Here is a 25,739-nt window from a genome sequence, read left to right on the forward strand (position 1 = left end):
TCTTCCCTGTCTTCTTCCCCCCGGGCGGGGGGCGCCGCCCGCCCCCGCGCCCCCCCGACCCTCACCAATTTCACGGTATGGCAGAAGCTGAGGTGCGTTGTAACTACGACAGCGGATTGATGGAAAAGTGGTATGAAATCGACTCCTCTTATCAGCGCAAGGGGATCTCTGCACATAAAGAGCAGTTGAGGAAGGCGAAACGAGAATTCCAGAAGCGAGTCTCCTTCTCCAAGAAACTGCTGGCTCGCAACTGACTGCTATGCAGTGTTCGACCGTGCATGGGGCAGGATATGCGGCATGCCAAGCGCAGAAGACACGAGCGTGCACCAGCAGCGGCCCGTCGTACGGCCCACCCAGCAGGACGAGATCGCGGCAGCCGGCAGCGAGCTGATCGGCGGCCGGTCGGGGCGCTGGGCGAGGACCGGCACCGGCCCGCTCACACCCGTGCGTGTCGTCGCGCTGGTGGCGATCGGGATGTTCGCGCTCGGCATGGTGCAGAAGGCCCCCTGCTACAACTGGGCGTGGTTCAGAGGCGCCAGTTCGCAGTACACGCACGCCTGCTACTCCGACATTCCGCATCTCTTCGTCGGGCGTGGCTTCGCCGACGGCCTCGTGCCGTACTTCGACCGGCTGAGCGGCGACATGCAGTACCTCGAGTACCCCGTACTGACGGGTGTGTTCATGCAGGTCGCCGCCTGGCTGACGCCAGGCGGCTCCATGCAGTACCGCGAGCAGATGTACTGGGTGGTCAACGCGGGCATGCTCATGATCTGCACCGCGGTCATGGCCGTGTGTGTCGCACGTACGCACCGGCGCCGTCCGTGGGACGGGCTGCTGGTCGCCCTGGCGCCCGCCTTCGCGCTCACCGCGACGATCAACTGGGACCTGCTGGCCGTCGCCCTGACGGCCGCGGCCATGCTCATGTGGTCCCGACAGCGGGCGTTGGCGTTCGGCATCCTCATCGGCCTCGCCACGGCCGCCAAACTCTATCCCGTATTCCTGCTGGGGCCGATCTTTGTGCTCTGCTGGCGGGCCGGTAAATGGCGGGAGTTCTTCGTGGCGACGCTCGGTGCGGCCGCGTCCTGGCTGGTGGTGAACCTGCCGGTGATGGTGTTCGCGCCCGAGGGGTGGAAGAAGTTCTACACGTTCAGCCACGACCGGCCGCTCGACTTCGGTTCGTTCTGGCTGATCATCGCGCAGCGTGCCGGCATCTCCATCTCGGTCGACACCGTGAACAACATTTCGCTGCTGCTGACGCTCCTGCTGTGCGCGGGCATCGGCGTGCTGACGCTGATGGCCCCGCGCCGCCCTCGCTTCGCCCAGCTGGCGTTTCTCGTCGTCGCGGCGTTCATCCTCACCAACAAGGTCTATTCGCCGCAGTACGTGCTGTGGTTGATCCCTCTCGCGGCGCTGGCCAGGCCGCGCTGGCGGGACTTCCTCATCTGGCAGGCGTGCGAGGTCATGTACTTCCTGGGGATCTGGATGTACCTCGCCTACACGACGAGCGGCGACAAGCACCAGGGGCTGCCGACGGAGGGCTACCAGCTGGCGATCGCCGTGCATCTGCTGGGCACGCTGTACCTCTGCGTCGTCGTCGTACGGGACATCCTGATGCCGGAGCGGGACGTCGTACGCAGCGACGGGTCGGACGATCCGTCGGGAGGGGTGCTCGACGGGGCCGAGGATGTCTTTGTCCTGGGACACGCGGCGGTGCACCGGCCGCGGCACGCGGCGCACGCAATCGAGGGACCGCGGGTGGAGTGGGGCGCGGCGCACGAATCGGCCACCGACTGAGCATGGCCTCGCCGGAAGGCTGCGAGCCCTCGGCGAGGCCCTGGCCTCAACGGTCGTTCTCCGGGTCGTCCCAGCGCCTCAGCGGTCGACGAGGCGGTCGAACTGGGTGGTCGTGTGGCGCAGATGGGCGACCAGCTCGTCGCCGACCTTCGGCTCCGGCGCGTCCGCGGGCACGAAGAGGATCGACACCTGCATGTGCGGCGGCTCGGCGAACCAGCGCTGCTTGCCCGCCCAGACGAACGGCGACAGATTGCGGTTGACCGTGGCCAGGCCCGCGCGGGCGACGCCCTTGGCCCGCGGCATCACGCCGTGCAGCGCCTTCGGGGCCTCCAGGCCCACGCCGTGCGACGTACCGCCGGCGACGACAACCAGCCAGCCGTCGGAGGCGGCTCTCTGCTGGCGGTAGCCGAACCGGTCGCCCTTGACGACACGTGTGACGTCAAGGACGGAGCCCCGGTACTCCGTCGCGTCGTGGTCGCCGAGCCACAGCCGTGTGCCGATGCGGGCGCGGAAGCGGGTCTGCGGGAACTGCTGCTGCAGCCGGGCCAGTTCCTCGGCGCGCAGATGGCTGACAAACATGGTGTGCAGCGGCAGCCGGGCCGCCCGCAGGCGGTCCATCCAGCCGATGACCTCCTCGACCGCGTCCGAGCCGTCCGTACGGTCCAGCGGCAGGTGCAGGGCAAAACCTTCGAGGCGTACGTCCTCGATGGCGGCGTGCAGCTGCCCCAGCTCCTCCTCCTTGACGCCGTGACGCTTCATCGAGCTCATGCACTCGATGGCGACCCGGGCCCCGACCAGTGCGTGCACACCGTCCACGGAGGACACGGACCGGATGACGCGGTCGGGCAGCGGCACCGGCTCCTCGCCCCGCCGGAACGGGGTGAGGACCAGCAGATCGCCGCTGAACCAGTCCTTTATGCGGGCCGCCTCGTAGGTGGTGCCGACGGCCAGCGTGTCCGAGCCGAAGCGGATCGCCTCGTCGGCGAGCCGCTCGTGACCGAAGCCGTATCCGTTGCCCTTGCAGACCGGGACGAGGCCGGGGAACTGGTCGAGCACGGATTTCTGGTGCGCCCGCCAGCGCGCGGTGTCGACGTAGAGGGAGAGCGCCATGGCCGGTCCGGAACCTTTCTGGTGGCTGCGGTGTATCAGAGGTATGCGGAGCTTGATGAAGTGCCTGAGCTTGTTGGCCTGCCTTCCGGCATGCCTGCTGAAGCGCCTATTGAAACGAATGAAGCCGGTTTCGTCAGCGTCGCGACATGTAAATGTCGAGTGCCTTGTGCAGAAGCTTGTTGAGCGGGAAGTCCCACTCGCCGAGGTACTCCGCCGCCTGCCCGCCGGTGCCCACCTTGAACTGGATCAGGCCGAAGAGGTGGTCGGTCTCGTCCAGCGAGTCGGAAATGCCGCGCAGGTCGTAGACGGTGGCGCCCATGGCGTACGCGTCGCGCAGCATCCGCCACTGCATCGCGTTCGAGGGCCGGACCTCGCGCTTGTGGTTGGCGGACGCGCCGTACGAGTACCAGACGTGGCCCCCGACGATCAGCATGGTCGCGGCCGCGACGTTCTCGCCCTCGTGCCGCGCGAAGTAGAGCCGCATCCGGTTGGGGTCCTCGTTGTTGAGGGCCGTCCACATGCGCTGGAAGTAGCCCAGCGGTCGCGGCCGGAAGTGGTCCCGCTCCGCCGTGATCTCGTACAGCCGCTGCCACTCGGCCAGTTCCTCATAGCTGCCCTGCACGACCTCGACGCCGGCCTTCTCGGCCTTCTTGATGTTGCGTCGCCACAGCTGGTTGAAGCCCTTGTGGACGTCTTCGAGCGAACGGTTGGCCAGCGGTACCTGGAAGATGTAGCGCGGCTGTACGTCACCGAATCCGGCACCGCCGTCCTCCCCCTGCTGCCAGCCCATCTTCCGCAGGCGGTCCGCGACTTCGAAGGCGCGCGGCTCGATGTGGGTGGCCTCGACGTCGCGCAGGCGCTTCACGTCGGGGTCCTGGATGCCGGACTTGATGGCTGCCGCGTCCCAGCGGCGGATGACGACAGGCGGACCCATCTTCACGGAGAATGCGCCCTGCTGCTTCAGATGCGTCAGCATCGGCCGCAGCCAGTCGTCCAGGTTCGGGGCGTACCAGTTGATGACCGGGCCCTCGGGCAGGTACGCGAGATACCGCTTGATCTTGGGCAACTGCCGGTACAGCACCAGGCCTGCGCCGACGAGCTGGCCGTTCTTGTCGAACCAGCCCAGGCTCTCCGAGCGCCATTCGGCCTTCACATCAGCCCATGCCGGGACCTGCATGTGACTCGCCGCGGGCAGATTCTGGATGTACGCCAGATGCTGCTCGCGGCTGATGGTCCTCAGGGTCAGGCTCATGTCGGGGCGCTCCTCGGCAGGTGTGTCCCCATCGGTCAGGGGCTCCGGCTCTCGCGCCGAAGCCTACTGCGACCGGGGAGCGCCCCGTCTGGCCCTATGGGACCTTGCCGACCCGGCCGGACCCGACGGCCCGGCCCACCGGGACCTGGACGGCCCCGGGGTGTGGACCGGCGCCGGGTCCCAGTGTGTTCGGCCGGGCCCGGACCGGAGTCAGCCGACCACGCCGCCGAAGAGGCCTCCGTGGGCCATGCCCAGGAAGAATCCGATGGCCGACGCGCCGATGCCGAGGATCAGCGGGAACCTCTCGCGCGTGGTCACCGAGATGTACTGCCCGTACGCACCCGTCAGGATCCCGAGGAGTCCGGCCCACGAGCTGATCAGATGCAGGCCGTGGAACATCGCCGCCACGAAGGCGACAGCGCCGAGAACGACTGTTACCGCCACCAGAGTGTCCTGCAGCGGATGGGGTCTGCCGTCCGTGGCCAGCAGGGAAACGGGAGGGCGGGTTCGCATTGTCTGTGCCATGGAGTACCTCCTGGCCGAAAGGCGGCGTCTCGTGGCGCCGCTCACACCCGATGTGTACAGATTGCGTCTCCTGAGCACCGGATTTCAACCGGAAGCCGGTGTGCGGGTACTCTGTAACGTCTGCACCGGTGTCTGCCCAGGCCAGCACATCAGCCCTTCTCGATGGAGGGCGTTGTCAGTGCCGGCTGTTTTACTCGGAGACACTGTTGCTTTACGCATCACGACCCTCCTGCCACGGAACGACCGTGGCCGCTGAGTCCAAAGGAGGTGGGTTCCACATGCGTCACTACGAGGTGATGGTCATCCTCGACCCCGATCTCGAGGAGCGCGCTGTCTCCCCGTTGATCGAGAACTTCCTCTCCGTCGTCCGTGAGGGCAACGGAAAGGTTGAGAAGGTCGACACCTGGGGCCGTCGTCGTCTCGCTTACGAGATCAAGAAGAAGCCCGAGGGCATCTACTCGGTCATCGATCTGCAGGCCGAGCCTGCGATCGTCAAGGAGCTCGACCGCCAGATGAACCTGAACGAGTCGGTCCTCCGGACCAAGGTCCTCCGTCCCGAGATCCACTGAGCATCTAGCTCAGCGGTCATCGGGTTCGAGTAGCAGCAAGCAGCCAGAAGCAATCCCCGCCGAGAGGTTCACCCATGGCAGGCGAGACCGTCATCACGGTCGTCGGCAATCTCGTCGACGACCCCGAGCTGCGCTTCACCCCGTCCGGTGCGGCGGTCGCGAAGTTCCGTGTCGCGTCCACTCCCCGCATCTTCGATCGACAGACCAATGAGTGGAAGGACGGCGAAGGCCTGTTCCTCACCTGCTCGGTCTGGCGACAGGCGGCGGAGAACGTCGCCGAGTCGCTTCAGCGAGGCATGCGCGTTGTCGTGCAGGGCCGGCTGAAGCAGCGGTCGTACGAAGACCGCGAAGGCGTGAAGCGCACGGTCTATGAGCTGGACGTCGAGGAAGTCGGCCCCAGTCTCAAGAGCGCCACGGCCAAGGTCACCAAGACCACCGGTCGCGGTGGCCAGGGTGGCCAGGGCGGCCAGGGTGGTTACGGCGGTGGCCAGCAGGGCGGCGGCAACTGGGGCGGCGGTCCCAGTGGCGGTGGCCAGCAGGGTGGCGGCGGTGCTCCCGCCGACGACCCGTGGGCCACCAGCGCGCCGGCCGGCGGCCAGCAGGGCGGGGGTCAGCAGGGCGGCGGAGGCGGTTGGGGCGGAAGCTCCGGCGGCTCCGGCGGTTCTGGTGGTTCTGGTGGCGGCTACTCGGACGAGCCTCCCTTCTAGGGCAGCTCGTACCCCCACTTCTTGATCACACAGGAGAAACACCATGGCGAAGCCGCCTGTGCGCAAGCCTAAGAAGAAGGTCTGCGCGTTCTGCAAGGACAAGACCCAGTACGTGGACTACAAGGACACGAACATGCTGCGGAAGTTCATTTCCGACCGCGGCAAGATCCGTGCCCGCCGCGTCACCGGCAACTGCACGCAGCACCAGCGTGACGTCGCCACGGCAGTCAAGAACAGCCGTGAGATGGCGCTGCTGCCCTACACGTCCACCGCGCGATAAGGGAAGGGTGACCGAATAATGAAGATCATCCTCACCCACGAGGTCTCCGGCCTCGGCACTGCCGGCGACGTCGTCGACGTCAAGGACGGGTACGCCCGTAACTACCTGGTTCCGCGTGGCTTTGCCATCCGCTGGACCAAGGGTGGCGAGAAGGACGTGGCGCAGATCCGCCGCGCCCGCAAGATCCACGAGATCGCGACGATCGAGCAGGCCAACGAGGTCAAGGCCAAGCTCGAGGCCGTGAAGGTCCGTCTGGCTGTTCGCTCCGGCGACGCCGGCCGCCTCTTCGGCTCCGTCACCCCGGCCGACATCGCTACGGCGATCAAGGCTGCCGGTGGCCCGGACGTCGACAAGCGTCGCGTCGAGCTCGGCTCGCCGATCAAGACGCTCGGCGGACACCAGGTGTCCGTGCGTCTGCACCCCGAGGTTGCAGCGAAGCTCGGCATCGAGGTCGTTGCTGCCTAAGGGCAGAGCTCACCAGAGCAGGTGAGGGGCCGTACTCCATGGGAGTGCGGCCCCTCGTCGTTTCACGTGAAACCGACTCCGTGGCCGGTGGTCAGCGGATGGCCCCGGTGACCATCCACTTGCCCGAACGGGTCCGCAGCCAGAGCGTCACCATGCGGACCGTCATCATCAGGGTCATCGCCCACCACAGCGCCGTCAGCCCCCCGCCGATCGTGGGCACGAGCAGGGCGACCGGAGCGAAGACAGCCAGGGTGATCAGCATGGCCCAGGCGAGATAACGTCCGTCCCCGGCGCCCATCAGTACACCGTCCAGGACGAAGACCACGCCGGCGATCGGCTGGGACAGTGCCACCACCAGCAAAGCCGGGATCAGTGTGTCCTGCACCGCCCCGTCACCGGTGAAGAGCGGGATGAAGAGGGGCCCCGCGAGCACGATCAGTGCCCCGAGCACCACACCCGAGGCAATGCCCCACTGCACCATCCGGCGGCATGCCTCACGCGCGCCCTGGGTGTCATTGGCTCCCAGATAGCGGCCGATGATGGCCTGCCCGGCGATGGCGATGGCATCGAGGGCGAAAGCCATCAGGCTCCACAGGGAGAGGATGATCTGGTGGGCGGCGATATCGGTGTCGCCGAGGCGTGCGGCGACGGCGGTGGCGATTAGCAGTACGGCACGGAGCGACAGCGTACGGACCAGCAGGGGGACGCCGGCCTGCGCGCTGGCCCGGATTCCTGTCGCGTCGGGGCGCAACGAAGCCCCGTGCCGACGCGCTCCCCGTACCACCACGATCAGATAGGCGGCAGCCATCCCGAACTGGGCGATCACCGTGCCCCAGGCCGATCCGGCGATACCGAGCCCGGCGCCGTAGACAAGACCCGCATTGAGGGCGCCGTTGGCCGCGAAGCCGCCGATGGCGACATAGAGCGGGGTTCTGGTGTCCTGCAGGCCCCGGAGTACGCCGGTCGCGGCCATCACCATGAGCATGGCGGGGATGCCGAGACTGGATATCCGTAGATAGGTGATGGCGTACGGGGCGGCGGTGTCGGAGGCGCCGAAGATACCGACGAGCCAGGAGGCCGAGGGGAGCGTCACGGCTATGACGGCGACACCGAGGAGCAATGCCAGCCAGATGCCGTCCATGCCCTGCCGTATCGCGGAGGAAAGATCGCCCGCTCCTACCTGTCGGGCGACCGCCGCCGTGGTGGCGTACGCGAGGAAGACGAAGATGCTGACGGCGGTGGTCAGCAGTACTGCGGCGACGCCCAGGCCCGCAAGTTGCGGTGTGCCCAGATGGCCGACGATGGCGCTGTCGACCATGACGAAGAGCGGCTCGGCGACGAGTGCGCCGAAGGCGGGGACGGCGAGCGCGATGATCTCGCGATCGTGCTGTCGGCGACTGGAGCGCGAGGGCGCTGGGGCCAGGGTCATAGGGGTCAATCTAACCTTCCACAGGTAACGGACGCAATGTAGTAGTGATCCTTACATTTGCGGGTGCGTCGTGTTCTTCCGCACGTGGTTTGCCGTGATCTTGTGCCGACTCGGAAAGTTTTTCTCCCCCACAGCCCGTGGATGGAGAAAGACCAGGTCAGAAGTGTGGTGATGGTGGTGTTATGAGTTTGTCCACAGTGCTGTCCCCCGCTCCGTGCACAGGTTCTGCGGAGTTCTCCACAACATCTGGTCCGTCGTCCACATGCCCTGTGGATAACTAGATTGGCTGACGGTGCTGGGCCGCCTACGGTGGACCGGCGCCCACACCCCGTTTCAGCCCTGGCATCCCACAGAACTCGACGTGCAGGAACCGGAGTCGAGCGTCTTGATTGTCGGTGCTGTGCCGTAAGAAGGAGTGGCACGGCGAGGGTCCGCGGAGCGGACGGGAGGAGGTGGCCCGGTGAGTATTCCCGAGCCTTTGGACGACCCCTGGGCCGACACCGGTCCCAGTGACCGTCTGCCCGTTTCCCGCCCGCGTCGCGGTGACAGCCGGGACCGTGGTGAGCAGCACGACCGCGGCCGGGAGAGCAGCGGCTGGGACGGCGGATCGCCCGGCTTCGAGCGCGTTCCCCCGCAGGACCTCGACGCCGAGCAGTCGGTTCTCGGCGGCATGCTGCTGTCCAAGGACGCCATCGCCGACGTCGTGGAGATCATCAAGGGGCACGACTTCTACCGTCCCGCCCACGAGACCGTCTTCCAGGCGATCCTCGACCTCTATGCCAAGGGCGAGCCGGCCGACCCGATCACGGTCGCGGCCGAGCTGGTCAAGCGCGGCGAGATCACCAAGGTGGGTGGTGCCCCCTATCTGCACACCCTCGTCCAGTCCGTGCCGACCGCGGCCAACGCCTCGTACTACGCGGAGATCGTCCACGAGCGGGCGGTCCTGCGACGGCTCGTCGAGGCCGGCACGAAGATCACGCAGATGGGATACGCGGCCGACGGCGACGTCGACGAGATCGTCAACTCCGCGCAGGCCGAGATCTATGCCGTCACCGAGCAGCGCACCAGCGAGGACTATCTGCCGCTCGGCGACATCATGGAGGGCGCACTCGACGAGATCGAGGCGATCGGATCGCGCTCCGGTGAGATGACCGGTGTACCGACCGGCTTCACCGACTTCGACGCGCTGACGAACGGCCTGCACCCGGGCCAGATGATCGTCATCGCGGCACGTCCGGCCATGGGTAAGTCCACGCTGGCCCTGGACTTCGCCCGGGCAGCGTCGATCAAGCACAACCTGCCCAGCGTGATCTTCTCGCTCGAAATGGGGCGCAACGAGATCGCGATGCGTCTGCTGTCCGCCGAGGCGCGGGTGGCGCTGCACCACATGCGTTCGGGCACGATGACCGACGAGGACTGGACGCGGCTGGCCCGCCGGATGCCGGACGTCTCGGCCGCCCCGCTCTACATCGACGATTCGCCGAACCTTTCGATGATGGAGATCCGGGCGAAGTGCCGTCGTCTGAAGCAGCGGAACGACATCAAGCTGGTGATCATCGACTATCTGCAGCTGATGCAGTCCGGTGGTTCGAAGCGGGCCGAGAGCCGTCAGCAGGAAGTCTCGGACATGTCCCGAAACCTCAAGCTGCTGGCGAAGGAGCTGGAGCTGCCGGTCATCGCGCTGTCCCAGCTGAACCGTGGTCCCGAGCAGCGTACGGACAAGAAGCCTATGGTCTCCGACCTGCGTGAATCCGGCTCCATCGAGCAGGACGCCGACATGGTGATCCTGCTGCACCGCGAGGATGCGTACGAGAAGGAGTCCCCGCGAGCGGGCGAGGCGGACCTGATGGTGGCCAAGCACCGTAACGGTCCGACAGCGACGATCACCGTGGCGTTCCAGGGTCACTACTCGCGCTTCGTGGACATGGCACAGACCTGAGGTGCGACCGGCGGATCATTGCCGCGGTCGTGGCCTGGAGCTCCCCGGTGGACCGCAAGCGACGCGCCGGGGGCCGGGATTGCGCGAGGGCAGCCTTGCTGTGCCTGCCGCGTTCGCCGACGTGGTCACTCCGTTGGGATGATTCGCGTGACGAGGGTCTCCACCACCCGGTCCAGGTCGCGGTCGGCGGTGTCGCCGCCGGTGAGCATGCCGGGCAGGGTGAAGTGGTCCAGCAGCAGGCCCGTCATGGCGAGGTAGAGCACGAGGAAGGCGTCGGCGTCGCCCGGCAGCCCGGACTCCCGGTGGAAGCGGGCGTTCTCGTCCAGGTCGGCGCGGACGGTTCGGTTGAGGTGGTCGCGGAGGGCCGGCCGACGGGTTGCCTCCAGGCGCAGTTCCAGCATGGCGAGATAGCCGGTGCGGTCATCTGCCATGCTCTGCACCAGCCACTGCATCAGCTCGGTGACCAGCTCGCGTGAGGGCGCCGGTCGCATGGCCTCCTCGACCCTGACCGGGTCCGGTGTCATCCGGTCGGTGATCCGGGCACCCGTCTGCATGAACAGATCGTCCCGATTGGCGAAGTAGTTGGACGACGTGCCCACAGGGACGCCCGCCTGCGCGTCGACCGCGCGGAAGGTGAGTCCTCGTGCGCCCTCGTGCGCGAGCACCTCGATGGCCGCGTCGACGAGCGCCGTCCTGCGCTCGGGGTTCCTGACCATGCGTACCCCCTCATCCTTTGGCTCATCGGTGGAAAGGAATTGCCCAACCACTACATATGAAGCACTATGAGTGTAGTGGTTGAGTGTCCGGTCAACCCACATCGAACGGGGATCTCGTGCGAAAGCTGACCTACTTCATTGCCTGCTCCATCGACGGCTTCATCGGGGATCCGGGCGGCGACGCGTCGTCCATGTACCCGTTCGTGAACGAGGAGTTCCTCGAGTTCCTCACGGCCCAGTATCCGGAGACGGTCGCGACCGAAGGCCGCCGCCAGCTCGGCTTTCACGACGCCGAGAACCAGAGGTTCGACACCGTGATCCAGGGGAGGGGCAGCTACCAGCTGGCGCTGGACATGAACATCACCAGTCCGTACGCCCAGCTGCGCGAACTCGTGGCCTCGCGGACCATGAAGGAGTCGCCCGACCCGAACGTCGAGCTCGTCTCGGACGATGTGGTCGGCAGGGTGCGGGAGCTCAAGGCGGAGGACAGCGAACTCGGGATCTGGCTCTGCGGCGGCTCGCAGCTCGCGGGGGAGTTGCTCGACGAGATCGACGAACTCGTGATCAAGACGTATCCGCTGGTCTACGGCTCGGGCATGCCGATGTTCGGTTCGGATTTTGCGGCCACCGAGTTCGCGCTGGAGTCGGTGCGTATCTTCGACAACGGGGTGCTGGTCAGGACGTACAGCCGCAAGCGTTGAGCTCTTGGCCCGCACACCTCGAAATGAGGTCGCCACGGAGCGGCTGCGCCGGTACTTGTTGAGCATGACCTACCACTCGGAAGAACTGCTTCCCGGCACGCAGCGCGCTCTGCTGCACCGCATCGCCACCGCGCAGGCCGAAGGCCGAGCCCCTTCGCTCGTCGCTGCGGTGCAGCGCCAGGGCCGGATCGTCTGGAGCGGCTCCCGCAGCTGCGTCGACGGCCATGCTCCTGATGCCGATACGCAGTTCAGGATCGGTTCCCTCACCAAGACCTTCACCGCCGTGCTGGTTCTGCGGCTGCGCGACGAAGGTCTGCTGGACCTCGACGACCCACTGGAGAAGCATCTGCCGGACACGGGCGTCGACGGTGTCACCGTCCTTCAGCTGCTCGGTCACAGCGCGGGACTAGGTGCCGAGTCGCCCGCACCCTGGTGGGAGCGGACGCCGGGCACGTTGCGTCCTGAACTCGCCGATGTCCTCGGCGAGCAGACCCGGATGCATCCTCCAGGCCGGCGCCATCACTACTCCAACCCCGGCTACACGCTGCTCGGCGCGCTGATCGAGGCGGTGCGTGGGGCATCCTGGGCGGAAGTGCTGCAGCGCGAGATTCTGGAACCGCTGGGCATGAGCCGTACCTCCACCCAGCCGCAGGCGCCGCACGCGGGTGGCTGGGCAGTGCACCCCTGGGCCGATGCCATGCTGCCCGAACCTGCCGAGAACCTTGGTCTGATGGCCCCGGCAGGGCAGCTCTGGTCCACGGCCACCGACCTCCTCCGGTTCGCCTCCTTCCTTGCCGAGGGGGACGACCGGGTACTCGGCGCCGCTTCGGTGGAGGAGATGCGCGCGCCGTCGGCGCCGCCCGAGTCCGGTGACTGGCAGGGCAATTACGGTCTCGGCCTGCAAGTCGTGCGAGAGGGCGGGCGCACCCTTCTCGGGCACACCGGTTCGCTGCCGGGCTTTCTGGCAGCGCTCTGGCTCAGCATCGAGGACGATGTGGCTGCCGTGGTGCTCACCAACACCACCGCAGGACTGTTCGCCGGTGAGGTCGCCGCAGTCCTCGTGGGGATCGTTGCCGAGGCCGAGCCCCGTATTCCCGAGCCCTGGCGTCCGCTGAACGAGGTCGACGCGGAACTCCTCGCCCTGACCGGCCCTTGGTACTGGGGCACGCGTCCGAACATCCTGCGGCTGACCGCGGACGGAGGGCTGGCACTGCAGCCGCTGCGTGGCAGTGGTCGCGGCGCCCGCTTCGTCGCGCAGCCCGACGGCAGCTGGATCGGACTGGACGGGTACTACGCCGGGGAGACGCTCCGCGTCATCAGGGCCGGCGACGGCAGCGTGAGCCACCTCGACCTGGGGTCGTTCGTCTTCACGCGTGAACCGTACGATCCTGCGTCGGCCGTCCCCGGCGGGGTGGACACGGAGGGCTGGCGAGGCCTCGGCGCCTGAGTGCCACGCCGTCACGTCCCTGTGACGTGGCGGCGTTGCGTTTCACGTGAAACGCAACGCGTGGTGTTCCAGAGGCCTCGGCGTGGACCTCTCAGGCCGTCAGCTCCCTTTCCAGTGGGGTCCGGAAGCGCGGAGTGATCCGCGTTTCACCCACCCATCCCGACAGCCGGGACGCCTCCGCCCCGATCGCGGCGGTGGCCTCCCGGCCGATGTCGGTCAACAGTCGCCATACCGGCTCACCGTCGGCGCGCTGAGCCCAGCCGCCCACGATCCGGCCGTTCCACCACACCGTCGGTCCGACATTGCCGGCCCGGTCGAAGAGCGCCCCCCGGTACTCCGCCGGAAGGTGGAAGCCGCGATCGGCCCAGCCCATCGCGCTCGGGTCGAGGGCCGGAAGCAGCGCCGCCCAGGGATCCAGGGCCGGTTCGGGCTCCATATCCCCCGGTGAGACCCAGCCCGTGGCGCCGTTGTCGAGCCGCACCCCCTCGGCTTCGGCGGCTGCCAGTGCCTTGCGTGCCTGGCCGAGGCTCCAGCCCGTCCACCACTTCAGGTCGGCCTCGGTCGCGGGGCCGTACGAGCGGAGCCAGCGCAGGGCCACTTCCGCCTGTGCCGCTGCGGGCTCCCGGGCGGGCCAGGGCTCGGCTGCCGTCCATCGGAACTGGCTGGACGTCCAGGAGCCGCGCGGCCTGTCCCGGCGGATCAGACCGTCGGCAGCCAGGACTCGTATGACGCGTGTGGCAACGCCTTGCACCGTCTCCTGCTTCTTGCCGGGAAAGACGGTGATCTTCGTACGCAGTGCCGGTACGGCGGCGGACAGCTCGCTGCCGGTGGCCGGGCCATGAGCCGTCAGGACGGCGAGAGTCTCCTTCTCCGTCTTGGCGAGCCAGCGCTCGTCCAGTCCGTTCCCGTCGTCCCGCAGGTGCTTGAGGAAAGTCCGGCGCTCCTTGGCGGCCACGGCCCGGGCGTTCGACGCGTCGATGTACGGAGCGAGCCTGTGCGACACGGTGAAGAGGGTGTTGCGCATAGAGAGCAGCCGGACCAGCGAGGCGTCCTCGTAGAGAGCCCGTTCCACCGCGCCGACGCTCGCCTCGGACAGCCGGGCGCAGACGGAGAGGAAGACCGTGGCCGCGTCGGTGGCGTGCAGGGCCACGACCGCGTCGGCCACGGACTCCGCGGACGCTGCCCGCGCGGAAGGCACCAGGAGATGGCGCAGGCCGAGCCTGGCCCGGCGCTGTGCGTCGCTGATGCCGTGCACCGGGGCCTCCTTCGGCCTTGGGATCCCGCCGTCGGGCTGCGAGCAGCGGTCAGAGGGAGAGCTTGAAGCCCACGTGACTGGCGATGAAGCCGAGTCGCTCGTAGAAGCGATGCGCATCGGGCCGGGTCGCATCGGACGTCAGCTGGACCAACTGGCAGTCCTGGCGCCGGGATTCGTCCACGGCCCATTGGATCAGCCGAGTCCCGAGGCCGCTCCCGCGCTCATCGGCATGAACACGGACACCTTCGATGATCGAGCGCGTCGAGCCGCGCCGGGACAGCCCGGGGATCACGGTCAGCTGCAGGGTCCCCACGACGGCGCCTTCGCGTACGGCGACGACCAGGTGCTGGTGCGGGTCGTCGGCAAGTCGGTGGAACGCGGCGTGGTATGGGGCGAGGTCGTCCGGTGACTCGCGCTGTGCGCCCAGTGGATCGTCCGCCAGCATGGCCACGACGGCCGGGAGGTCGGTGAGGGCCGCAGGCCGTATCTCCAGATCGCTCATGAGCGGCAGACTACGCAGATCACACGGCCCGCGCGGGGACCTTCAGCTCTTCGACCGTCCTGACCAGGTGGGCCAGCTCGGGATTCTTGGCGGCCTCGTCGAGAGCGGCACGCAACGCCGTGTCATTGGTCGGCCGGGCCTCGGCGAGAAGGGCGAGGCCGGCCTCGGTCACATCCGTGTAGATGCCGCGGCGGTCGGTGTCGCAGAGATGCCGGGTCAGTAGCCCGCGGTCCTCGAGTCGGGTGACCAGGCGGGTGGTGGCGCTCTGGCTGAGCACGACGGCGTCCGCTACCTGCTTCATCTGCAGATGGCCGCCCGGGCCGTTGTGCTGCCGGCTCAGGACGTCGAGCAGGGAGTACTCCCGCACGCTGAGGCCGTGCCCGGACTGCAGGGCCCGCTCGATATGGGCCTCGATCTTGCCGTGGAGCAGGGAGAGGGCGCACCAGCCCTGGGAGAGGGCGGTCAGTGCGGGGTCCGTCGCTGTCATGGTCTCTCCTCCGTGCGGGAGCTGCTTCCGTCCAGGATAGGGGACGTCCGCAATAGCCCGTGCTTGCAATTAATCCGCGCCTGCAATTATTGTGAACGCTCGTAAGGCGCAGACGCAATCTTCTGGGAAGGTGAAACCCATGCCGCTCGCGCTCCTCGCCCTCGCCATCGGGGCATTCGGTATCGGAACCACCGAGTTCGTGATCATGGGGCTGCTCCCCGAGGTTGCTGCGGACTTCCAGGTCTCGATCCCGACCGCAGGTTTTCTGGTCACGGGTTACGCCCTCGGCGTCGTACTCGGCGCTCCGCTGATGACGGTCCTCGGCACCAGGGTCACCCGCAAACGCATGCTGATGCTCCTGATGGGGCTGTTCGTCCTAGGCAATGCGGTGTCCGCCGTAGCCCCCGTCTTCGGGGTGATGCTCGCGGGACGGGTGATCGCCTCACTCGCCCACGGCGCCTTCTTCGGCATCGGGTCGGTCGTCGCGGCCGATCTGGTCGCCCCGCAGAAGAGGGCCGGCGCGATCGCCATGATGTTCACCGGCCTCACCGTCGCCAATGTCGTCGGCGTACCGCTGGGCACGTACATCGGGCAGAGCGTCGGATGGCGGACCACGTTCTTCATCGTTGCGGCCCTCGGAGTCGTCGGCCTCCTCGGTGTGGCCAAGCTGGTTCCCGAGCAGCCGAGGGCCGAGGGCGTACGGCTCCGCCACGAGCTGGCCGCATTCCGCAATGTGCAGGTGCTGCTCGCCATGGCGATGACCGTCCTGGGCTTCGGCGGGGTCTTCGCCGCGATCACTTACATCACGCCGATGATGACCGAGATCGCCGGCTACTCCGCGTCCGCCGTCACCTGGCTGCTGGTCCTCTTCGGGCTCGGCATGGTCGGGGGCAATCTGCTCGGCGGCAAGTTCGCCGACCGCCACCTGATGCCGTTGCTGTACGTGTCGCTGGGTGCCCTGGCGGTGGTCCTGTCCCTGTTCACCCTGACCGCCCACAACAAGATCGCGGCAGCCGTCACCATCGTCCTGATCGGCGGCCTGGGCTTCGCGACCGTACCGCCACTGCAGAAGCGGGTGCTCGACCAGGCAGCGGGTGCTCCGACCCTCGCCTCCGCCGTCAACATCGGCGCCTTCAACCTCGGCAACGCACTGTCTGCGTGGCTCGGCGGCATCGTCATCGCGGCCGGTCTCGGCTACACCGCACCCAACTGGGTCGGCGCCGCACTGGCCGCATCCGCCCTGGTTCTCGCCGTCCTCTCCAGCGTCCTGGAACGCCGGACGGTCACGCACAGCCGGAGCGTCGCCGGTCACATCCCCGAACCGGTCGCAGTCGCCGAAGCCCGGCGCTGACACCCCCACAGCCACCACGCGTACGTACGCTCAACCGCACCAAGGAGATATCCCTCATGACCACCACCCTCTCGCCGGTCGCTGTCGCCCCGCTGACCATCCAGGACGCGGAAGCACTCGTTGCCGCTGCCCGCACCGCCGCGGAGGCCGCCGGTGTCACCGCTGCCGTCACGGTCCTCGACGCGGGCGGTCACCTGCTGGCCTTCCGGCGCGACGACCGGGCCGTTCTCATCGCAGGCGAGACCAGCACCCGCAAGGCGTACACGGCCCTCCAGCTCGGCGCCCCGACCGCCGACCTCGTCGACGCGGTCCAGCCTGGCGGGCTCTTCCACACTCTGCCGACCGCCCTCGACCGGCCGCTGCTCTTCATCGCCGGCGGGGTCCCGGTCTTTCGCAACGGCCGGCTGATCGGCGCCGTCGGAGTGGGCGGCGGCGCGCCCGAGCAGGACCATGGCTTCGCGACAGCTGCCGTGGAGGCGCTCGCCTAGTCGGTGAACCACCGTACAGACAGCGAAAATACCTGGATGCCCGTCTCCAAGTGTCGGGAGAGGCACGGCACATGGGGGCGGACATGCGTGGTTGCGCGCGCGGACGGCGCTTCGGCCGGTCCGGTCCGCGTCAGCCCGTCGCCACGGTCAGCGGCGCGAAGCGGCGGGTCCAGTCGCCCGGCAGTTCCGGGGTCCGGTAGGTCATCACCGCGGTTCCGGAACCTGCCTGCAGACCGCACTCCTTGAGCAGGCCCAGCAGCTCCTCATGGCGCGCGTCGATGTCCACGCGAAGGGGGCGGTCCGTCGCCTCGGCGAGCGAGGTGACAAGCGCCTTCGCCGTGGCGGTGTCCCGGGCGATCAGCGGACCAACCGCATGGATTCGGTCACTCGGCCAGATCGCGGCGTAACCGACCAGCTCACCGTCGTCCTCCGCGACCCGCAGCTGGTCCGCGAACGCCGGCAGCCGGGCGAGGATGTGCGTCCGGTCGGCGCCGAAGACCTCCGTGTCCAGCCGGAGCATGGCACGCAGATCCCCGGCGGCGGCCGGGCGGACGGTCACGGCGCCCGCCGCTGAAGCGCCGCCGCTCGATGCACCACTGGGCCGGAAATGCCCGATCACCCGCTCTGCCCGCCCCACTGTTTCGAAGCCGAGCTCTTCGTAGAGTGGCCGCCCCGACTCCGTGGCGTACAGGCTGAGCGAGGTCTTCCCGGTCGCCTCGATCACATGACGCATCAGGCGACGGGCGATCCCCTGCCGTGTGTACCGCGCGGCGACGAGCAGCATGCCGACGGCGGCGAGGCCCCGGCCGTAGGAGGTCACCACACAGGCGGCCATCAGGCCTTTGCCCTCGGGGTCGTCGATGCCGTAGCCCGTCCCCGCGGACAGGAGCAGGCCCCATCGGAGCTCATCACGCGGCCAGCCGCGGTCCTCACAGAGATCGGCGCAGGGGACCAGGTCGCCCCGGGTGAGACGCCGGACGGGTGCGTCGGCGTGCGGACGGGGCAGTGGGCTGGGCATGAGACTCAGGCTGTACGACGCAGTGATCGCTCGTCCACCGCTTTACCGGAACTGGCCGGGACGCGTAGCCGGCGGCCGCGCCGGGTCGGCCCCCATGGCTTCAGTACCGAGACCGCGGTCATGAAGAGATACGTGGCTGTTGCCACGGAAGGCGCGACGACCAGATTGATGTCGACGGCGCCCTGTGTCGCGGCCGCGTCGATGCCGGGGCGCAGCGAGAAGACCGACAGGGCCGTCGTGATCAGAGTGAGCCAGAACTTCGTCCAGACCCAGCGGTGCCTGGCGAGGCCCCACGGGGCGCCGAGCGCCAGCACCAGACCGCTGAGCAGCGAGACCAGGGCGACGGGTACGACGAGCCAGTCCCCGAAGATCTTCATGGCGCGGGTTGCGGCCTGCGCGGTGGCGGTGTCGCCGGTCAGGAAGGCCGTGATCCCGAGCGTCAGCAGGCCGACGGTGAGACCCAGCCAGCTGACGGAGACCGCGACATGGGCGACCAGGAGACCTCGGCGAGCGGGACGCTTGAGTGGTTTCACGTGAAACACGGTGCCTGGCAAAGGGCAGTGGGGCGTCCGACAGCGGGAGTATCCGTGCGTACGTGCTTCGGCGTACGAGGCGCCTTGCTGCCGCATGCTCCGGGCGGGTCCCGTAGGCCGAAGCCCTGCCGTGGATTCCGGGCACAGCCATGGGACAAGGGAGCGTAACGGGAAACGTGGTTCGGATACCCGGACTTCCCATTATTTGTCCGGCCTGGAGGCGGGGCAGGCATGCTGGGGCGAGGGGCCGCACGCGGTGGCTGCGAGCACTGTCGGCACGCAAGGCGACCAGAAGATGTTCGAGGCGAGGCATAGTTATGGACGCTCCGGCCACCACGCAGACCGGCGACGAAACTCTCAGATCTCCTGATGCGACCCTGATCCACCGCACCCTGACGGAGATCGCCCCTGTCGCGGACCAGGCCACCTCGTACTTTTACGCACTGCTCTTCGTCCGCCACCCCGAACTGCGCGCCCTGTTCCCGGCCGCGATGGACGCCCAGCGCGACCGTCTCCTGCGGGCGATCCTGACGGCCGCCGACCGGATGGACGACCCCGATGCGCTGACCGAGTACCTCGGCGGACTGGCCCGGGGGCACCGTAAATACGGCACCCTGCCCACGCACTATCCGGCGGTCGGCGAGGCCCTCCTCAGCGCCCTCAGCCGCTACGCCACCACGTGGGACGGTGCGGCCGAGGCGGCCTGGATCCGCACCTACACCGCGCTGTCGCAGATCATGATCGATGCGGCCGCCGAGGACGAGGAACGAGCGCCCGCCTGGTGGACCGCTGAGGTCGTCTCCCACGACCTCAGAACGCCCGAAATTGCGATCCTCACGCTCCGCACCGACCAGGCGTACCCCTTTCTCGCCGGCCAGTACACCGCCCTGGAAACCCCGTGGTGGCCGCGGATCTGGCGGCATTACTCCTTCGCCTCGGCGCCCCGGCCCAACGGTCTGCTCACGTTCCACATCAAGGCGGTTCCGGCGGGCTGGGTCTCCAACGCACTGGTCCACCGGGCCCGCCCCGGCGACGTACTGCGGCTCGGCCCGCCCACCGGCTCGATGACGGTCGACCACACCACCCACAACGGTCTGCTCTGCCTGGGCGGCGGCACGGGCATCGCACCCATCAAGGCGCTCGTCGAGGATGTCGCCGAACACGGCGACCGGCGCCCGATGGACGTCTTCTACGGCGCACGCAGCGACCGCGATCTGTACGACATCGACACGATGCTGCGGCTCCAGCAGACCTTTCCCTGGCTCGCCGTCCGGCCGGTGGTCTCCGGCGGGTCGGGCAGGGGACTGAAGCGCCTGTTGCCCGACGCCGTACGCGAGCTCGGACCGTGGCACGAGTGCGACGCCTATCTCTCGGGCCCGCCGGGGATGATCCGCAGCGGCGTGGACGTACTCACGGGCATCGGCATGCCGCCCGAGCGCATCCGGTACGACTCCGTCGAGGAACTGGCACCCACGATCGGCCCGGCCTGAACCCGAGCCCGTACCGGCAGGAGCGGGAGCAGGCAGAAGCAGGAGGACCCCAGGTCCCGGATCAGCCCAGATCCGGCGCATGCATCGCCCGCACGCCCTCGATATTGCCGTCCAGGTAGTGCCGCAGCGACAGCGGTACGAGATGAACGGCGGCGATCCCGATACGGCTGAACGGCACCCGTACGACGTCGTACTCCCCGCACGGATCCTCGATCTCAGGGCCGTGCCGGCGGGACAGGTCCATCGAGTCCAGCCGGCAGACGAAGAAGTGCTGCACCTTCACCCCCTTCACCCCACCGCCCTCGATGTGCTCCACGGTGTCGACGAAGCAGGGGACCACATCGGTGATCTTGGCGCCGAGCTCCTCGTCCACCTCGCGGTGCAGAGCGTCGACAACGGTTGCGTCCTCAGGCTCGACCCCACCGCCCGGCGTGAGCCAGTACGGATCCACCCCAGGCTTGGTGCGCTTGATGAGGATGAGGTCGTTGCCGTCGAGCAGGATGGCGCGTGCGGTGCGCTTGACCACAGGACGTTCGGTCATGGCAAGAGAGTGGCCCACAGAACCCGTTCTGAAACACCCGCACGTCCGGGGGTCACCAGTCGGCTGCAGCGCGCACCAGCCACTCGTGCGCCCGCGCGATGTGGGGCAGGGCGAGTGTGCCGGTCCGCGCGGCCAGGAAGTAGGTGCGTAGCGGTGGCACCGGCGGGTCCAGGAGCGCCACCACCTCGCCCCGCTCCAGCGCCCCCTCGCAGAGATAGCGCGGCAGTACGGCAAGTCCGGCGCCCGCCGCGGTGCACTCCAGGACAGCCCGCAGATCCGGTGCAATGACGGTGCCTGCGGCCGCAGGACGGCAGTCGAAGACGGCGGCCCAGTAGCGGGAGACGAGCGGCAGACTCTCGTGCACTTCCACCACCGGCAGCTGCTCCAGCACCACAGGACCCTTGTGCCGCAGCGTTCCGGGGCCGAGGCGCGCGGCCCAGCGCGGGGCGGAGACCAGCACGTGCTCCTCGTCACAGAGCGGAGTCGCGGTGAGCAGCCCGCCGCGCGGCCGGGCCGTCGCGATGGCCAGATCATGGTGTCCGGCGGCGAGCCCCTCCAGTGTCTCCTCAGCGTTCGCGAGGAATGAACTGCGCAGGGCGAGGCCGTGGGAGACGAGGGGGGTGAGCGCGGGCAGGGCGCGCAGCGAGATGAATTCCGGGGGCCCGGCCAGATGCAGCGTCCGTACGGCCGACTCCTCGTCGAGCCCGCTCTCGGCGATCTCGACCAGCGCGTCCAGATGGGGGGCCGCCCGCTGCGCGAGCTCGTCGCCGATGGTCGTCGGGGTCACACCGCGGGCCTTGCGCAGGAAGAGCGGGCGGCCCAGCTGGCGTTCCAGTGTGCGTATCTGCGAGGTGACCGCGGGCTGGGAGAGGCCGAGCAGCGCGGCGGCCCGCGTGAAGGACCCGGCTCGGTGCACCGTCACGAAAGTACGCAGCAGGGCCAGGTCCACGTCCTGTCCCCTCCCACCCTTGCGAAGCGTCCGACCCGAACAACTATAAATATGTCGATAGGTCGCTGTCGCTACCGTGATTGGACACCGACGCAGAGTCAATTAGCCTTGTCCAGGCGGTTCTTCGCGCGTGGAACCGGGACGGTCCGAGCCACGAGGGGGGAGGCTCGGACCGTCCGTACCCGCTATGTCTTCCTGTGCCCCGCCGGCTCGGCGCCGGCCCATGGCCCCGCTCAGCGACCGCCCATCGCCTCATCCAGCGCCCGCTCCACATCGGCCACCAGATCGTCCGCGTCCTCGGCCCCGACCGAGAACCGGATGAAGCCTTCCGGCACGGCGTCGCCTCCCCAGCGCGCCCGCCGCTCGGCGGTGGAACGCACGCCGCCGAAGCTCGTGGCGTCGTCGACCAGCCGCAGCCCGCTCAGGAAGCGCTCGGCGATCTCGCGGTCGGACAGCACGAACGACACCACGGAGCCGAAGCGTCGCATCTGCCGCACGGCGACCGGGTACGAAGGGTCGGTGGGCAGCCCGGGATACCGCAGCCCGGTGACCTCCTGCCGCTTGCCCAGCGCCTCGGCGAGGACGAGCGCATTCGCGCACTGCCGGTCGATCCGCAGCTCCAGCGTGGCCAGCGACCGGTGCGCGAGCCAGGCCTCCATCGGTCCTGGGATCGCCCCGACGACCTTGCGCCAGCGCCGCACCCCCGCCGCCAATTCCGGATCGCGGCAGGTGACGTGGCCGAGCAGGATGTCACCGTGTCCGGTCATGCCCTTGGTGTCACTGGCTACCGAGAAGTCGGCGCCCAGCTCCAGCGGACGCTGGCCGAGCGGGGTGGCGAGCGTGTTGTCGACAGCCACCAGGACGCCGGCCCTGTGCGCGGCATCGATGAGCCGCCGCAGGTCGCAGACGTCGAGCCCAGGGTTGGACGGCGTCTCGATCCACAGCAGTCTGGCCCCTTCCAGGACCGCCAGCTGTGCGTCGCCGCCGGTCGGCGCCGTCCGCACCTCGACGCCGTACGCCTCCAGTTGCTCACGTACCAGCGGCAGCGCCTGATAGCCGTCGTCGGGCAGGACGACCGTGTCACCGGACCGCGCCTGGGACAGCAGTACGGCCGAGATCGCCGCCATGCCGGAGGCGAACACCGTGGTCTCGACCGTCTCCCCCGGCGCTTCGAGCTCGCCGATGGCCCGCTCCAGGTGGGTCCAGGTCGGGTTGGTGTCCCGGCCGTACGTGTACGGGCCGGTCGGCTCGCCGGAGAGGTGGAAGTGCGCGGCGAATACCGGACCGGGCAGCGTCGGTTCGAACTGTTCCGGTTCGGGAAGACCCGCTCGTACCGCCCGGGTTCCGTCGCCCATGGTGCTCATGCTGATCCTTCTGTTCTCTGGTCGTGCCGGTGCTTCTGTTTCCGCTGATCCTGCTGCTTCCGCTGATCGCTCCGATTCAGTCGGATCAGTCCTCGTCCGGCAGGACGACATTCAGTGCCCAGGACACGATCGAGATGATCAAGCCGCCGAGTACGGCGGTCCAGAAGCCCTCGACATGGAAGCTGAGGTTGAACTGGTCGGCCAGCCAGGAGGTCAGCAGCAGCATCAGCGCGTTCACCACAAGGGTGATCAAACCCAGTGTGAGTATGAACAACGGCAGGGTGAGCACCTTGACTATGGGCTTCACCACGAAGTTCACCACCCCGAAGAGCAGAGCCACGAGGGCCAGGGTGAGCACCTTGCGACCGGTACTGCCGCCGGACAGCGTGATGTTGTCGAGCAGCCAGATGGCTACGGCCAGCGCACCTGCGTTGGCGATCGTCTTGACTACAAAATTCTTCATGTGTCTGATCGTGGCAGACATGATCGGTGGCGAACACCGACAGAACGAAAGCAAGGGGCGGACGGGCCATGAAGGCATTCAGACTGGACGAACTGGAGGCGGAGCGGGCCGCCAACGACGGCGCGTATCTGCAGTTCCTGCGGGAACGGAACATGTCCGTCGGCCTGTACGCGCTGGACGCCGGCGATCTCGATCCGCAGCAGCCGCACAACCAGGACGAGGTCTACCTCATCGTCAGCGGGCGCGCCGCGATCACCGTCGGCATGGAGACCACACACGTGGGCAGGGGAAGCGTGGTGTACGTACCTGCTGGTGTGGCCCACAAGTTCCACCACATCACCGAGGATCTGCGGGTGATGGTGGTCTTCTCTCCGCCGGAGAGCTGAGCCGGCTCTCAGGGATCCCTAAGGGTTCGATCAGGGGAGTTCGGGGGCTCGGGCGCCCCCGCAGGCCACCCTCGCGCCTCTAGCATCGAAGCAGGTGCTCATCGAAGCAGTGATCATCGAAGCGGGTACGCACAGAGACGAGGTAGGACGATGGCCGTTCGGGAGATATTCGCGGGGATGCCCTGGTGGGTGAAGTGGGTCGCGGTGCCCGTCATCGCGATCGTCGTGTTCGGCGGCCTGATCGCCAGCGTGATCGGGTTCGTGATCGGCCTGCTCTTCAAGGTGCTGGTCTTCGTGATCCTGGTCGGCGGGCTTGTGTTCGTCGTACGGAAGTTCATGTCGTCCTCGTCGTCGCGCGGCGACTGGTAGGGCGGGGGCCGGTCACCGGTCGGGCGATTAGCCCAGCTGAGCTAAGTACAAGACGAAACGACGCCCCTTGCGGACGGTGCCGATACAGTGGCAGTCCGCTGTCGTTGCCTGGGAAACAACTGTCCGTCACCACTCTGACCAGTGGTTTGTGTGAACGCCCGGTCTCTGGACCCAGGCTTGCGGCAGGCCCGTGGGGGCGGCCCCCACGAACGGGCTGACTGCCCGTCACCATGCCTGGGGGTGACCTTTGACCACGGCATCGAGTACCGCTGTCCCGACGTTGATCGGTTCGGTTCAGCGTGCGTTGAGGCTGTTGGAGGCTGTGGGCGCCCATCGGGACGGGGCGCCCGCGAAGCAGCTCGCACGGGAAGCGGGGCTTCCCCTTCCCACCGCCTATCATCTGTTGCGCACCCTGACCCATGAAGGCTATCTGCGCCGGGAGAACGGGGTCTTCCTCTTCGGCTCCGCAGCCGAGAGGCTCGTCGACGACGGTGCGCTGCAGAGTCGTCGCAGCACCATGGCCCAGTCGCTGGCCCGCTGGCGCGACATCATCGGTGTGCCGGTGTACTGCGCCGTCTACCGCGAGGGTGAGATCGAACTCATCGCGGTCGCCGACACCCCTGCCGCACCCGCGGTCCAGGAGTGGGCGTCGTTCCGGGAGACCGGGCATGCCCATGCGATCGGCCAGTGTCTGCTGAGCCAGCTCGACGAGAAGGCCCGTGAGGACCATCTGGATCGTCACCCTGTGCAGCCGCTGACCCGCTACTCGGTGCGGGACCGGCCGGCGTTTCTCGAGCGCCTGAGGTCGTTGGACCGAATGGAACCCGTCATCGAACGACAGGAGTACGCCCTCGGAACGGTCTGTGCCGCCATCCCGATCGCAGCCGGATTCACGGCTGCCGCCATGGCGATTTCGGTGCCTCTCGACCAGGAAGATCGATTGCTCCCCGCAGTCGAACGGCTACGCGGTGAAGTGGCGAGCCTCTTGCGTTCGTTCGTGTTCTCTATCAGTATCTGAAAAATCACTCCTTGTGATCTGCTATCGCGTGCACCACGATGGCGTCAATAGGGCCATGGGGGATCATTCCTGGCCAGATTCATCTACTGCGGGGTTGAACGATGCGCGAGTCGGTTCAAGCTGAGGTCATGATGAGTTTCCTCGTCTCCGAGGAGCTCTCATTCCGTATCCCGGTGGAGCTCCGGTACGAGGTATGCGATCCGTACGCGATCCGGATGACCTTCCATCTGCCCGGTGACGCCCCCGTCACCTGGGCTTTCGGTCGTGAGCTGCTGTTGGACGGCCTCAACAGCCCCAGCGGTGACGGAGATGTGCATATCAGCCCCACGGAGCCCGAGGGGCTGTCCGACGTACACATCCGGCTTCAGGTCGGCGCGGATCGCGCTCTCTTCAGGGCGGGTACCGCGCCACTCGTCGCGTTTCTCGACCGGACGGACAAGCTCGTCCCCCTCGGTCAGGAGTGCACGCTGAGTGACTTCGAGGGCAACCTCGAGGAGGCGCTCGGCCGGATCCTGGCCAAGGAGCAGAACGCCGGCTGAAATGGTTTGCGCAGACGGCCGCCGCGCGGTCGAACACGGTGTCTGCCGAACG

The 25,739-nt window shown here is 67.9% G+C and carries 30 protein-coding genes; 16 read left to right on the top strand and 14 right to left on the bottom strand.

Annotation, left to right across the window (positions count from 1 at the left end; translation table 11 throughout):
- A partial coding sequence (locus tag ABZV38_RS10995) for a hypothetical protein (RefSeq protein WP_356326476.1) occupies positions 1 to 254 on the top strand: 254 nt, incomplete at its 5' end.
- A 43-nt stretch (positions 255 to 297) separates the two neighbouring features.
- Positions 298 to 1,794, top strand: a complete 1,497-nt coding sequence (locus ABZV38_RS11000; RefSeq protein WP_356326477.1) for a glycosyltransferase 87 family protein — start codon at positions 298 to 300, stop codon at positions 1,792 to 1,794.
- A gap of 78 nt (positions 1,795 to 1,872) precedes the next feature.
- On the opposite strand, the gene ABZV38_RS11005 is transcribed toward ABZV38_RS11000, so the two are convergent.
- The 3 genes from ABZV38_RS11005 to ABZV38_RS11015 form a co-directional block, all read right to left on the bottom strand.
- Positions 1,873 to 2,904 carry an alanine racemase gene (locus ABZV38_RS11005; RefSeq protein ID WP_356326478.1) on the bottom strand — a complete coding sequence of 344 codons (1,032 nt, stop codon included), beginning with the start codon at positions 2,902 to 2,904 and terminating at the stop codon, positions 1,873 to 1,875.
- 133 nt (positions 2,905 to 3,037) lie between these two features.
- The gene (locus tag ABZV38_RS11010; RefSeq protein ID WP_356326479.1) at positions 3,038 to 4,156 is read right to left on the bottom strand and encodes a peptidoglycan bridge formation glycyltransferase FemA/FemB family protein; all 1,119 of its coding nucleotides are present in this window, start codon (positions 4,154 to 4,156) and stop codon (positions 3,038 to 3,040) included.
- 210 nt (positions 4,157 to 4,366) lie between these two features.
- Positions 4,367 to 4,681 (bottom strand): hypothetical protein, encoded by a 315-nt coding sequence (locus tag ABZV38_RS11015; RefSeq protein ID WP_356326480.1) that lies wholly within the window; start codon positions 4,679 to 4,681, stop codon positions 4,367 to 4,369.
- A gap of 278 nt (positions 4,682 to 4,959) precedes the next feature.
- On the opposite strand from ABZV38_RS11015, the gene rpsF reads away from it, so the two are divergent.
- The 4 genes from rpsF to rplI all read left to right on the top strand — a co-directional run bounded on the left by rpsF (position 4,960) and on the right by rplI (position 6,702).
- On the top strand, positions 4,960 to 5,250 hold the full coding sequence (gene rpsF, locus ABZV38_RS11020; protein WP_030930552.1) for a 30S ribosomal protein S6: 291 nt from the start codon (positions 4,960 to 4,962) through the stop codon (positions 5,248 to 5,250).
- Positions 5,251 to 5,324: 74 nt separating this feature from the next.
- Positions 5,325 to 5,957 (top strand): single-stranded DNA-binding protein, encoded by a 633-nt coding sequence (locus tag ABZV38_RS11025; protein ID WP_356326481.1) that lies wholly within the window; start codon positions 5,325 to 5,327, stop codon positions 5,955 to 5,957.
- A gap of 43 nt (positions 5,958 to 6,000) precedes the next feature.
- Positions 6,001 to 6,237 carry a 30S ribosomal protein S18 gene (rpsR, locus tag ABZV38_RS11030; RefSeq protein WP_003967857.1) on the top strand — a complete coding sequence of 79 codons (237 nt, stop codon included), beginning with the start codon at positions 6,001 to 6,003 and terminating at the stop codon, positions 6,235 to 6,237.
- An 18-nt stretch (positions 6,238 to 6,255) separates the two neighbouring features.
- Positions 6,256 to 6,702: a 50S ribosomal protein L9 gene (rplI, locus tag ABZV38_RS11035; RefSeq protein WP_356326482.1), complete on the top strand. Its 447-nt coding sequence runs from the start codon at positions 6,256 to 6,258 to the stop codon at positions 6,700 to 6,702.
- A 91-nt stretch (positions 6,703 to 6,793) separates the two neighbouring features.
- On the opposite strand, the gene ABZV38_RS11040 is transcribed toward rplI, so the two are convergent.
- Positions 6,794 to 8,131 (bottom strand): MATE family efflux transporter, encoded by a 1,338-nt coding sequence (locus ABZV38_RS11040; protein WP_356326483.1) that lies wholly within the window; start codon positions 8,129 to 8,131, stop codon positions 6,794 to 6,796.
- Positions 8,132 to 8,591: 460 nt separating this feature from the next.
- On the opposite strand from ABZV38_RS11040, the gene dnaB reads away from it, so the two are divergent.
- Positions 8,592 to 10,070 carry a replicative DNA helicase gene (gene dnaB / locus ABZV38_RS11045; RefSeq protein ID WP_356326484.1) on the top strand — a complete coding sequence of 493 codons (1,479 nt, stop codon included), beginning with the start codon at positions 8,592 to 8,594 and terminating at the stop codon, positions 10,068 to 10,070.
- Positions 10,071 to 10,195: 125 nt separating this feature from the next.
- On the opposite strand, the gene ABZV38_RS11050 is transcribed toward dnaB, so the two are convergent.
- Positions 10,196 to 10,786: a TetR family transcriptional regulator gene (locus tag ABZV38_RS11050; protein ID WP_356326485.1), complete on the bottom strand. Its 591-nt coding sequence runs from the start codon at positions 10,784 to 10,786 to the stop codon at positions 10,196 to 10,198.
- Positions 10,787 to 10,902: 116 nt separating this feature from the next.
- Here ABZV38_RS11050 and ABZV38_RS11055 point away from each other — a divergent pair, with 116 nt between their 5' ends.
- Entirely contained in the window at positions 10,903 to 11,487 is a 585-nt protein-coding gene (locus ABZV38_RS11055; RefSeq protein WP_356326487.1) for a dihydrofolate reductase family protein, read from the top strand.
- 64 nt (positions 11,488 to 11,551) lie between these two features.
- On the top strand, positions 11,552 to 12,934 hold the full coding sequence (locus ABZV38_RS11060; protein ID WP_356326488.1) for a serine hydrolase domain-containing protein: 1,383 nt from the start codon (positions 11,552 to 11,554) through the stop codon (positions 12,932 to 12,934).
- A 91-nt stretch (positions 12,935 to 13,025) separates the two neighbouring features.
- On the opposite strand, the gene ABZV38_RS11065 is transcribed toward ABZV38_RS11060, so the two are convergent.
- The 3 genes from ABZV38_RS11065 to ABZV38_RS11075 are packed head-to-tail and all read right to left on the bottom strand — an operon-like array spanning position 13,026 to position 15,178.
- Positions 13,026 to 14,189 (bottom strand): winged helix DNA-binding domain-containing protein, encoded by a 1,164-nt coding sequence (locus ABZV38_RS11065; protein ID WP_356326489.1) that lies wholly within the window; start codon positions 14,187 to 14,189, stop codon positions 13,026 to 13,028.
- A 49-nt stretch (positions 14,190 to 14,238) separates the two neighbouring features.
- Positions 14,239 to 14,691, bottom strand: a complete 453-nt coding sequence (locus ABZV38_RS11070) for a GNAT family N-acetyltransferase (RefSeq protein ID WP_356326490.1) — start codon at positions 14,689 to 14,691, stop codon at positions 14,239 to 14,241.
- A gap of 19 nt (positions 14,692 to 14,710) precedes the next feature.
- Entirely contained in the window at positions 14,711 to 15,178 is a 468-nt protein-coding gene (locus ABZV38_RS11075) for a MarR family transcriptional regulator (RefSeq protein WP_356326491.1), read from the bottom strand.
- A gap of 139 nt (positions 15,179 to 15,317) precedes the next feature.
- On the opposite strand from ABZV38_RS11075, the gene ABZV38_RS11080 reads away from it, so the two are divergent.
- Both ABZV38_RS11080 and ABZV38_RS11085 read left to right on the top strand, forming a co-directional pair.
- Complete coding sequence (locus ABZV38_RS11080) at positions 15,318 to 16,529, top strand: MFS transporter (protein WP_356326492.1); 1,212 nt, start codon at positions 15,318 to 15,320, stop codon at positions 16,527 to 16,529.
- Between the two features lie 56 nt (positions 16,530 to 16,585).
- Positions 16,586 to 17,017 carry a heme-binding protein gene (locus tag ABZV38_RS11085; RefSeq protein ID WP_356326493.1) on the top strand — a complete coding sequence of 144 codons (432 nt, stop codon included), beginning with the start codon at positions 16,586 to 16,588 and terminating at the stop codon, positions 17,015 to 17,017.
- A gap of 130 nt (positions 17,018 to 17,147) precedes the next feature.
- On the opposite strand, the gene ABZV38_RS11090 is transcribed toward ABZV38_RS11085, so the two are convergent.
- Both ABZV38_RS11090 and ABZV38_RS11095 read right to left on the bottom strand, forming a co-directional pair.
- Positions 17,148 to 18,035 carry a GNAT family N-acetyltransferase gene (locus tag ABZV38_RS11090; RefSeq protein ID WP_356326494.1) on the bottom strand — a complete coding sequence of 296 codons (888 nt, stop codon included), beginning with the start codon at positions 18,033 to 18,035 and terminating at the stop codon, positions 17,148 to 17,150.
- Positions 18,036 to 18,040: 5 nt separating this feature from the next.
- Positions 18,041 to 18,568 (bottom strand): DUF2269 domain-containing protein, encoded by a 528-nt coding sequence (locus tag ABZV38_RS11095; RefSeq protein WP_356326495.1) that lies wholly within the window; start codon positions 18,566 to 18,568, stop codon positions 18,041 to 18,043.
- Positions 18,569 to 18,885: 317 nt separating this feature from the next.
- On the opposite strand from ABZV38_RS11095, the gene ABZV38_RS11100 reads away from it, so the two are divergent.
- The gene (locus ABZV38_RS11100; RefSeq protein WP_356326496.1) at positions 18,886 to 20,058 is read left to right on the top strand and encodes a globin domain-containing protein; all 1,173 of its coding nucleotides are present in this window, start codon (positions 18,886 to 18,888) and stop codon (positions 20,056 to 20,058) included.
- 61 nt (positions 20,059 to 20,119) lie between these two features.
- On the opposite strand, the gene ABZV38_RS11105 is transcribed toward ABZV38_RS11100, so the two are convergent.
- From ABZV38_RS11105 to ABZV38_RS11120, 4 genes are all read right to left on the bottom strand, one after another.
- Complete coding sequence (locus ABZV38_RS11105; protein ID WP_267004160.1) at positions 20,120 to 20,599, bottom strand: NUDIX hydrolase; 480 nt, start codon at positions 20,597 to 20,599, stop codon at positions 20,120 to 20,122.
- A gap of 52 nt (positions 20,600 to 20,651) precedes the next feature.
- Positions 20,652 to 21,548, bottom strand: a complete 897-nt coding sequence (locus ABZV38_RS11110; RefSeq protein WP_356326497.1) for a LysR family transcriptional regulator — start codon at positions 21,546 to 21,548, stop codon at positions 20,652 to 20,654.
- 233 nt (positions 21,549 to 21,781) lie between these two features.
- Positions 21,782 to 22,912, bottom strand: a complete 1,131-nt coding sequence (locus ABZV38_RS11115; protein WP_356326498.1) for a cystathionine gamma-lyase — start codon at positions 22,910 to 22,912, stop codon at positions 21,782 to 21,784.
- Positions 22,913 to 22,997: 85 nt separating this feature from the next.
- Entirely contained in the window at positions 22,998 to 23,375 is a 378-nt protein-coding gene (locus ABZV38_RS11120; protein WP_356326499.1) for a phage holin family protein, read from the bottom strand.
- A gap of 68 nt (positions 23,376 to 23,443) precedes the next feature.
- Between ABZV38_RS11120 and ABZV38_RS11125 the strand changes: the two genes are divergently transcribed.
- From ABZV38_RS11125 to ABZV38_RS11140, 4 genes are all read left to right on the top strand, one after another.
- Positions 23,444 to 23,761, top strand: a complete 318-nt coding sequence (locus tag ABZV38_RS11125; RefSeq protein WP_356326500.1) for a cupin domain-containing protein — start codon at positions 23,444 to 23,446, stop codon at positions 23,759 to 23,761.
- 150 nt (positions 23,762 to 23,911) lie between these two features.
- Positions 23,912 to 24,130 carry a DUF5326 family protein gene (locus tag ABZV38_RS11130; protein WP_030930600.1) on the top strand — a complete coding sequence of 73 codons (219 nt, stop codon included), beginning with the start codon at positions 23,912 to 23,914 and terminating at the stop codon, positions 24,128 to 24,130.
- Between the two features lie 247 nt (positions 24,131 to 24,377).
- Positions 24,378 to 25,148, top strand: a complete 771-nt coding sequence (locus ABZV38_RS11135; RefSeq protein WP_356326501.1) for a helix-turn-helix domain-containing protein — start codon at positions 24,378 to 24,380, stop codon at positions 25,146 to 25,148.
- Between the two features lie 101 nt (positions 25,149 to 25,249).
- On the top strand, positions 25,250 to 25,687 hold the full coding sequence (locus ABZV38_RS11140) for an SsgA family sporulation/cell division regulator (RefSeq protein ID WP_030930605.1): 438 nt from the start codon (positions 25,250 to 25,252) through the stop codon (positions 25,685 to 25,687).
- Positions 25,688 to 25,739: the final 52 nt, after the last annotated feature.

The organism is Streptomyces sp. NPDC005181, assembly GCF_040608395.1.
Taxonomy (GTDB): domain Bacteria; phylum Actinomycetota; class Actinomycetes; order Streptomycetales; family Streptomycetaceae; genus Streptomyces.

Excerpts from the sequence above, each read along its gene's own strand:
- ABZV38_RS11000 (WP_356326477.1), top strand. The coding sequence starts at position 298 with ATGCCAAGCGCAGAAGACACGAGCGTGCACCAGCAGCGGCCCGTCGTA.
- ABZV38_RS11005 (WP_356326478.1), bottom strand. The coding sequence starts at position 2,904 with ATGGCGCTCTCCCTCTACGTCGACACCGCGCGCTGGCGGGCGCACCAG.
- ABZV38_RS11010 (WP_356326479.1), bottom strand. The coding sequence starts at position 4,156 with ATGAGCCTGACCCTGAGGACCATCAGCCGCGAGCAGCATCTGGCGTAC.
- ABZV38_RS11015 (WP_356326480.1), bottom strand. The coding sequence starts at position 4,681 with ATGGCACAGACAATGCGAACCCGCCCTCCCGTTTCCCTGCTGGCCACG.
- rpsF (WP_030930552.1), top strand. The coding sequence starts at position 4,960 with ATGCGTCACTACGAGGTGATGGTCATCCTCGACCCCGATCTCGAGGAG.
- ABZV38_RS11025 (WP_356326481.1), top strand. The coding sequence starts at position 5,325 with ATGGCAGGCGAGACCGTCATCACGGTCGTCGGCAATCTCGTCGACGAC.
- rpsR (WP_003967857.1), top strand. The coding sequence starts at position 6,001 with ATGGCGAAGCCGCCTGTGCGCAAGCCTAAGAAGAAGGTCTGCGCGTTC.
- rplI (WP_356326482.1), top strand. The coding sequence starts at position 6,256 with ATGAAGATCATCCTCACCCACGAGGTCTCCGGCCTCGGCACTGCCGGC.
- ABZV38_RS11040 (WP_356326483.1), bottom strand. The coding sequence starts at position 8,131 with ATGACCCTGGCCCCAGCGCCCTCGCGCTCCAGTCGCCGACAGCACGAT.
- ABZV38_RS11050 (WP_356326485.1), bottom strand. The coding sequence starts at position 10,786 with ATGGTCAGGAACCCCGAGCGCAGGACGGCGCTCGTCGACGCGGCCATC.
- ABZV38_RS11060 (WP_356326488.1), top strand. The coding sequence starts at position 11,552 with ATGACCTACCACTCGGAAGAACTGCTTCCCGGCACGCAGCGCGCTCTG.
- ABZV38_RS11070 (WP_356326490.1), bottom strand. The coding sequence starts at position 14,691 with ATGAGCGATCTGGAGATACGGCCTGCGGCCCTCACCGACCTCCCGGCC.
- ABZV38_RS11075 (WP_356326491.1), bottom strand. The coding sequence starts at position 15,178 with ATGACAGCGACGGACCCCGCACTGACCGCCCTCTCCCAGGGCTGGTGC.
- ABZV38_RS11080 (WP_356326492.1), top strand. The coding sequence starts at position 15,318 with ATGCCGCTCGCGCTCCTCGCCCTCGCCATCGGGGCATTCGGTATCGGA.
- ABZV38_RS11085 (WP_356326493.1), top strand. The coding sequence starts at position 16,586 with ATGACCACCACCCTCTCGCCGGTCGCTGTCGCCCCGCTGACCATCCAG.
- ABZV38_RS11090 (WP_356326494.1), bottom strand. The coding sequence starts at position 18,035 with ATGCCCAGCCCACTGCCCCGTCCGCACGCCGACGCACCCGTCCGGCGT.
- ABZV38_RS11100 (WP_356326496.1), top strand. The coding sequence starts at position 18,886 with ATGGACGCTCCGGCCACCACGCAGACCGGCGACGAAACTCTCAGATCT.
- ABZV38_RS11105 (WP_267004160.1), bottom strand. The coding sequence starts at position 20,599 with ATGACCGAACGTCCTGTGGTCAAGCGCACCGCACGCGCCATCCTGCTC.
- ABZV38_RS11115 (WP_356326498.1), bottom strand. The coding sequence starts at position 22,912 with ATGAGCACCATGGGCGACGGAACCCGGGCGGTACGAGCGGGTCTTCCC.
- ABZV38_RS11120 (WP_356326499.1), bottom strand. The coding sequence starts at position 23,375 with ATGAAGAATTTTGTAGTCAAGACGATCGCCAACGCAGGTGCGCTGGCC.
- ABZV38_RS11125 (WP_356326500.1), top strand. The coding sequence starts at position 23,444 with ATGAAGGCATTCAGACTGGACGAACTGGAGGCGGAGCGGGCCGCCAAC.
- ABZV38_RS11130 (WP_030930600.1), top strand. The coding sequence starts at position 23,912 with ATGGCCGTTCGGGAGATATTCGCGGGGATGCCCTGGTGGGTGAAGTGG.
- ABZV38_RS11140 (WP_030930605.1), top strand. The coding sequence starts at position 25,250 with ATGCGCGAGTCGGTTCAAGCTGAGGTCATGATGAGTTTCCTCGTCTCC.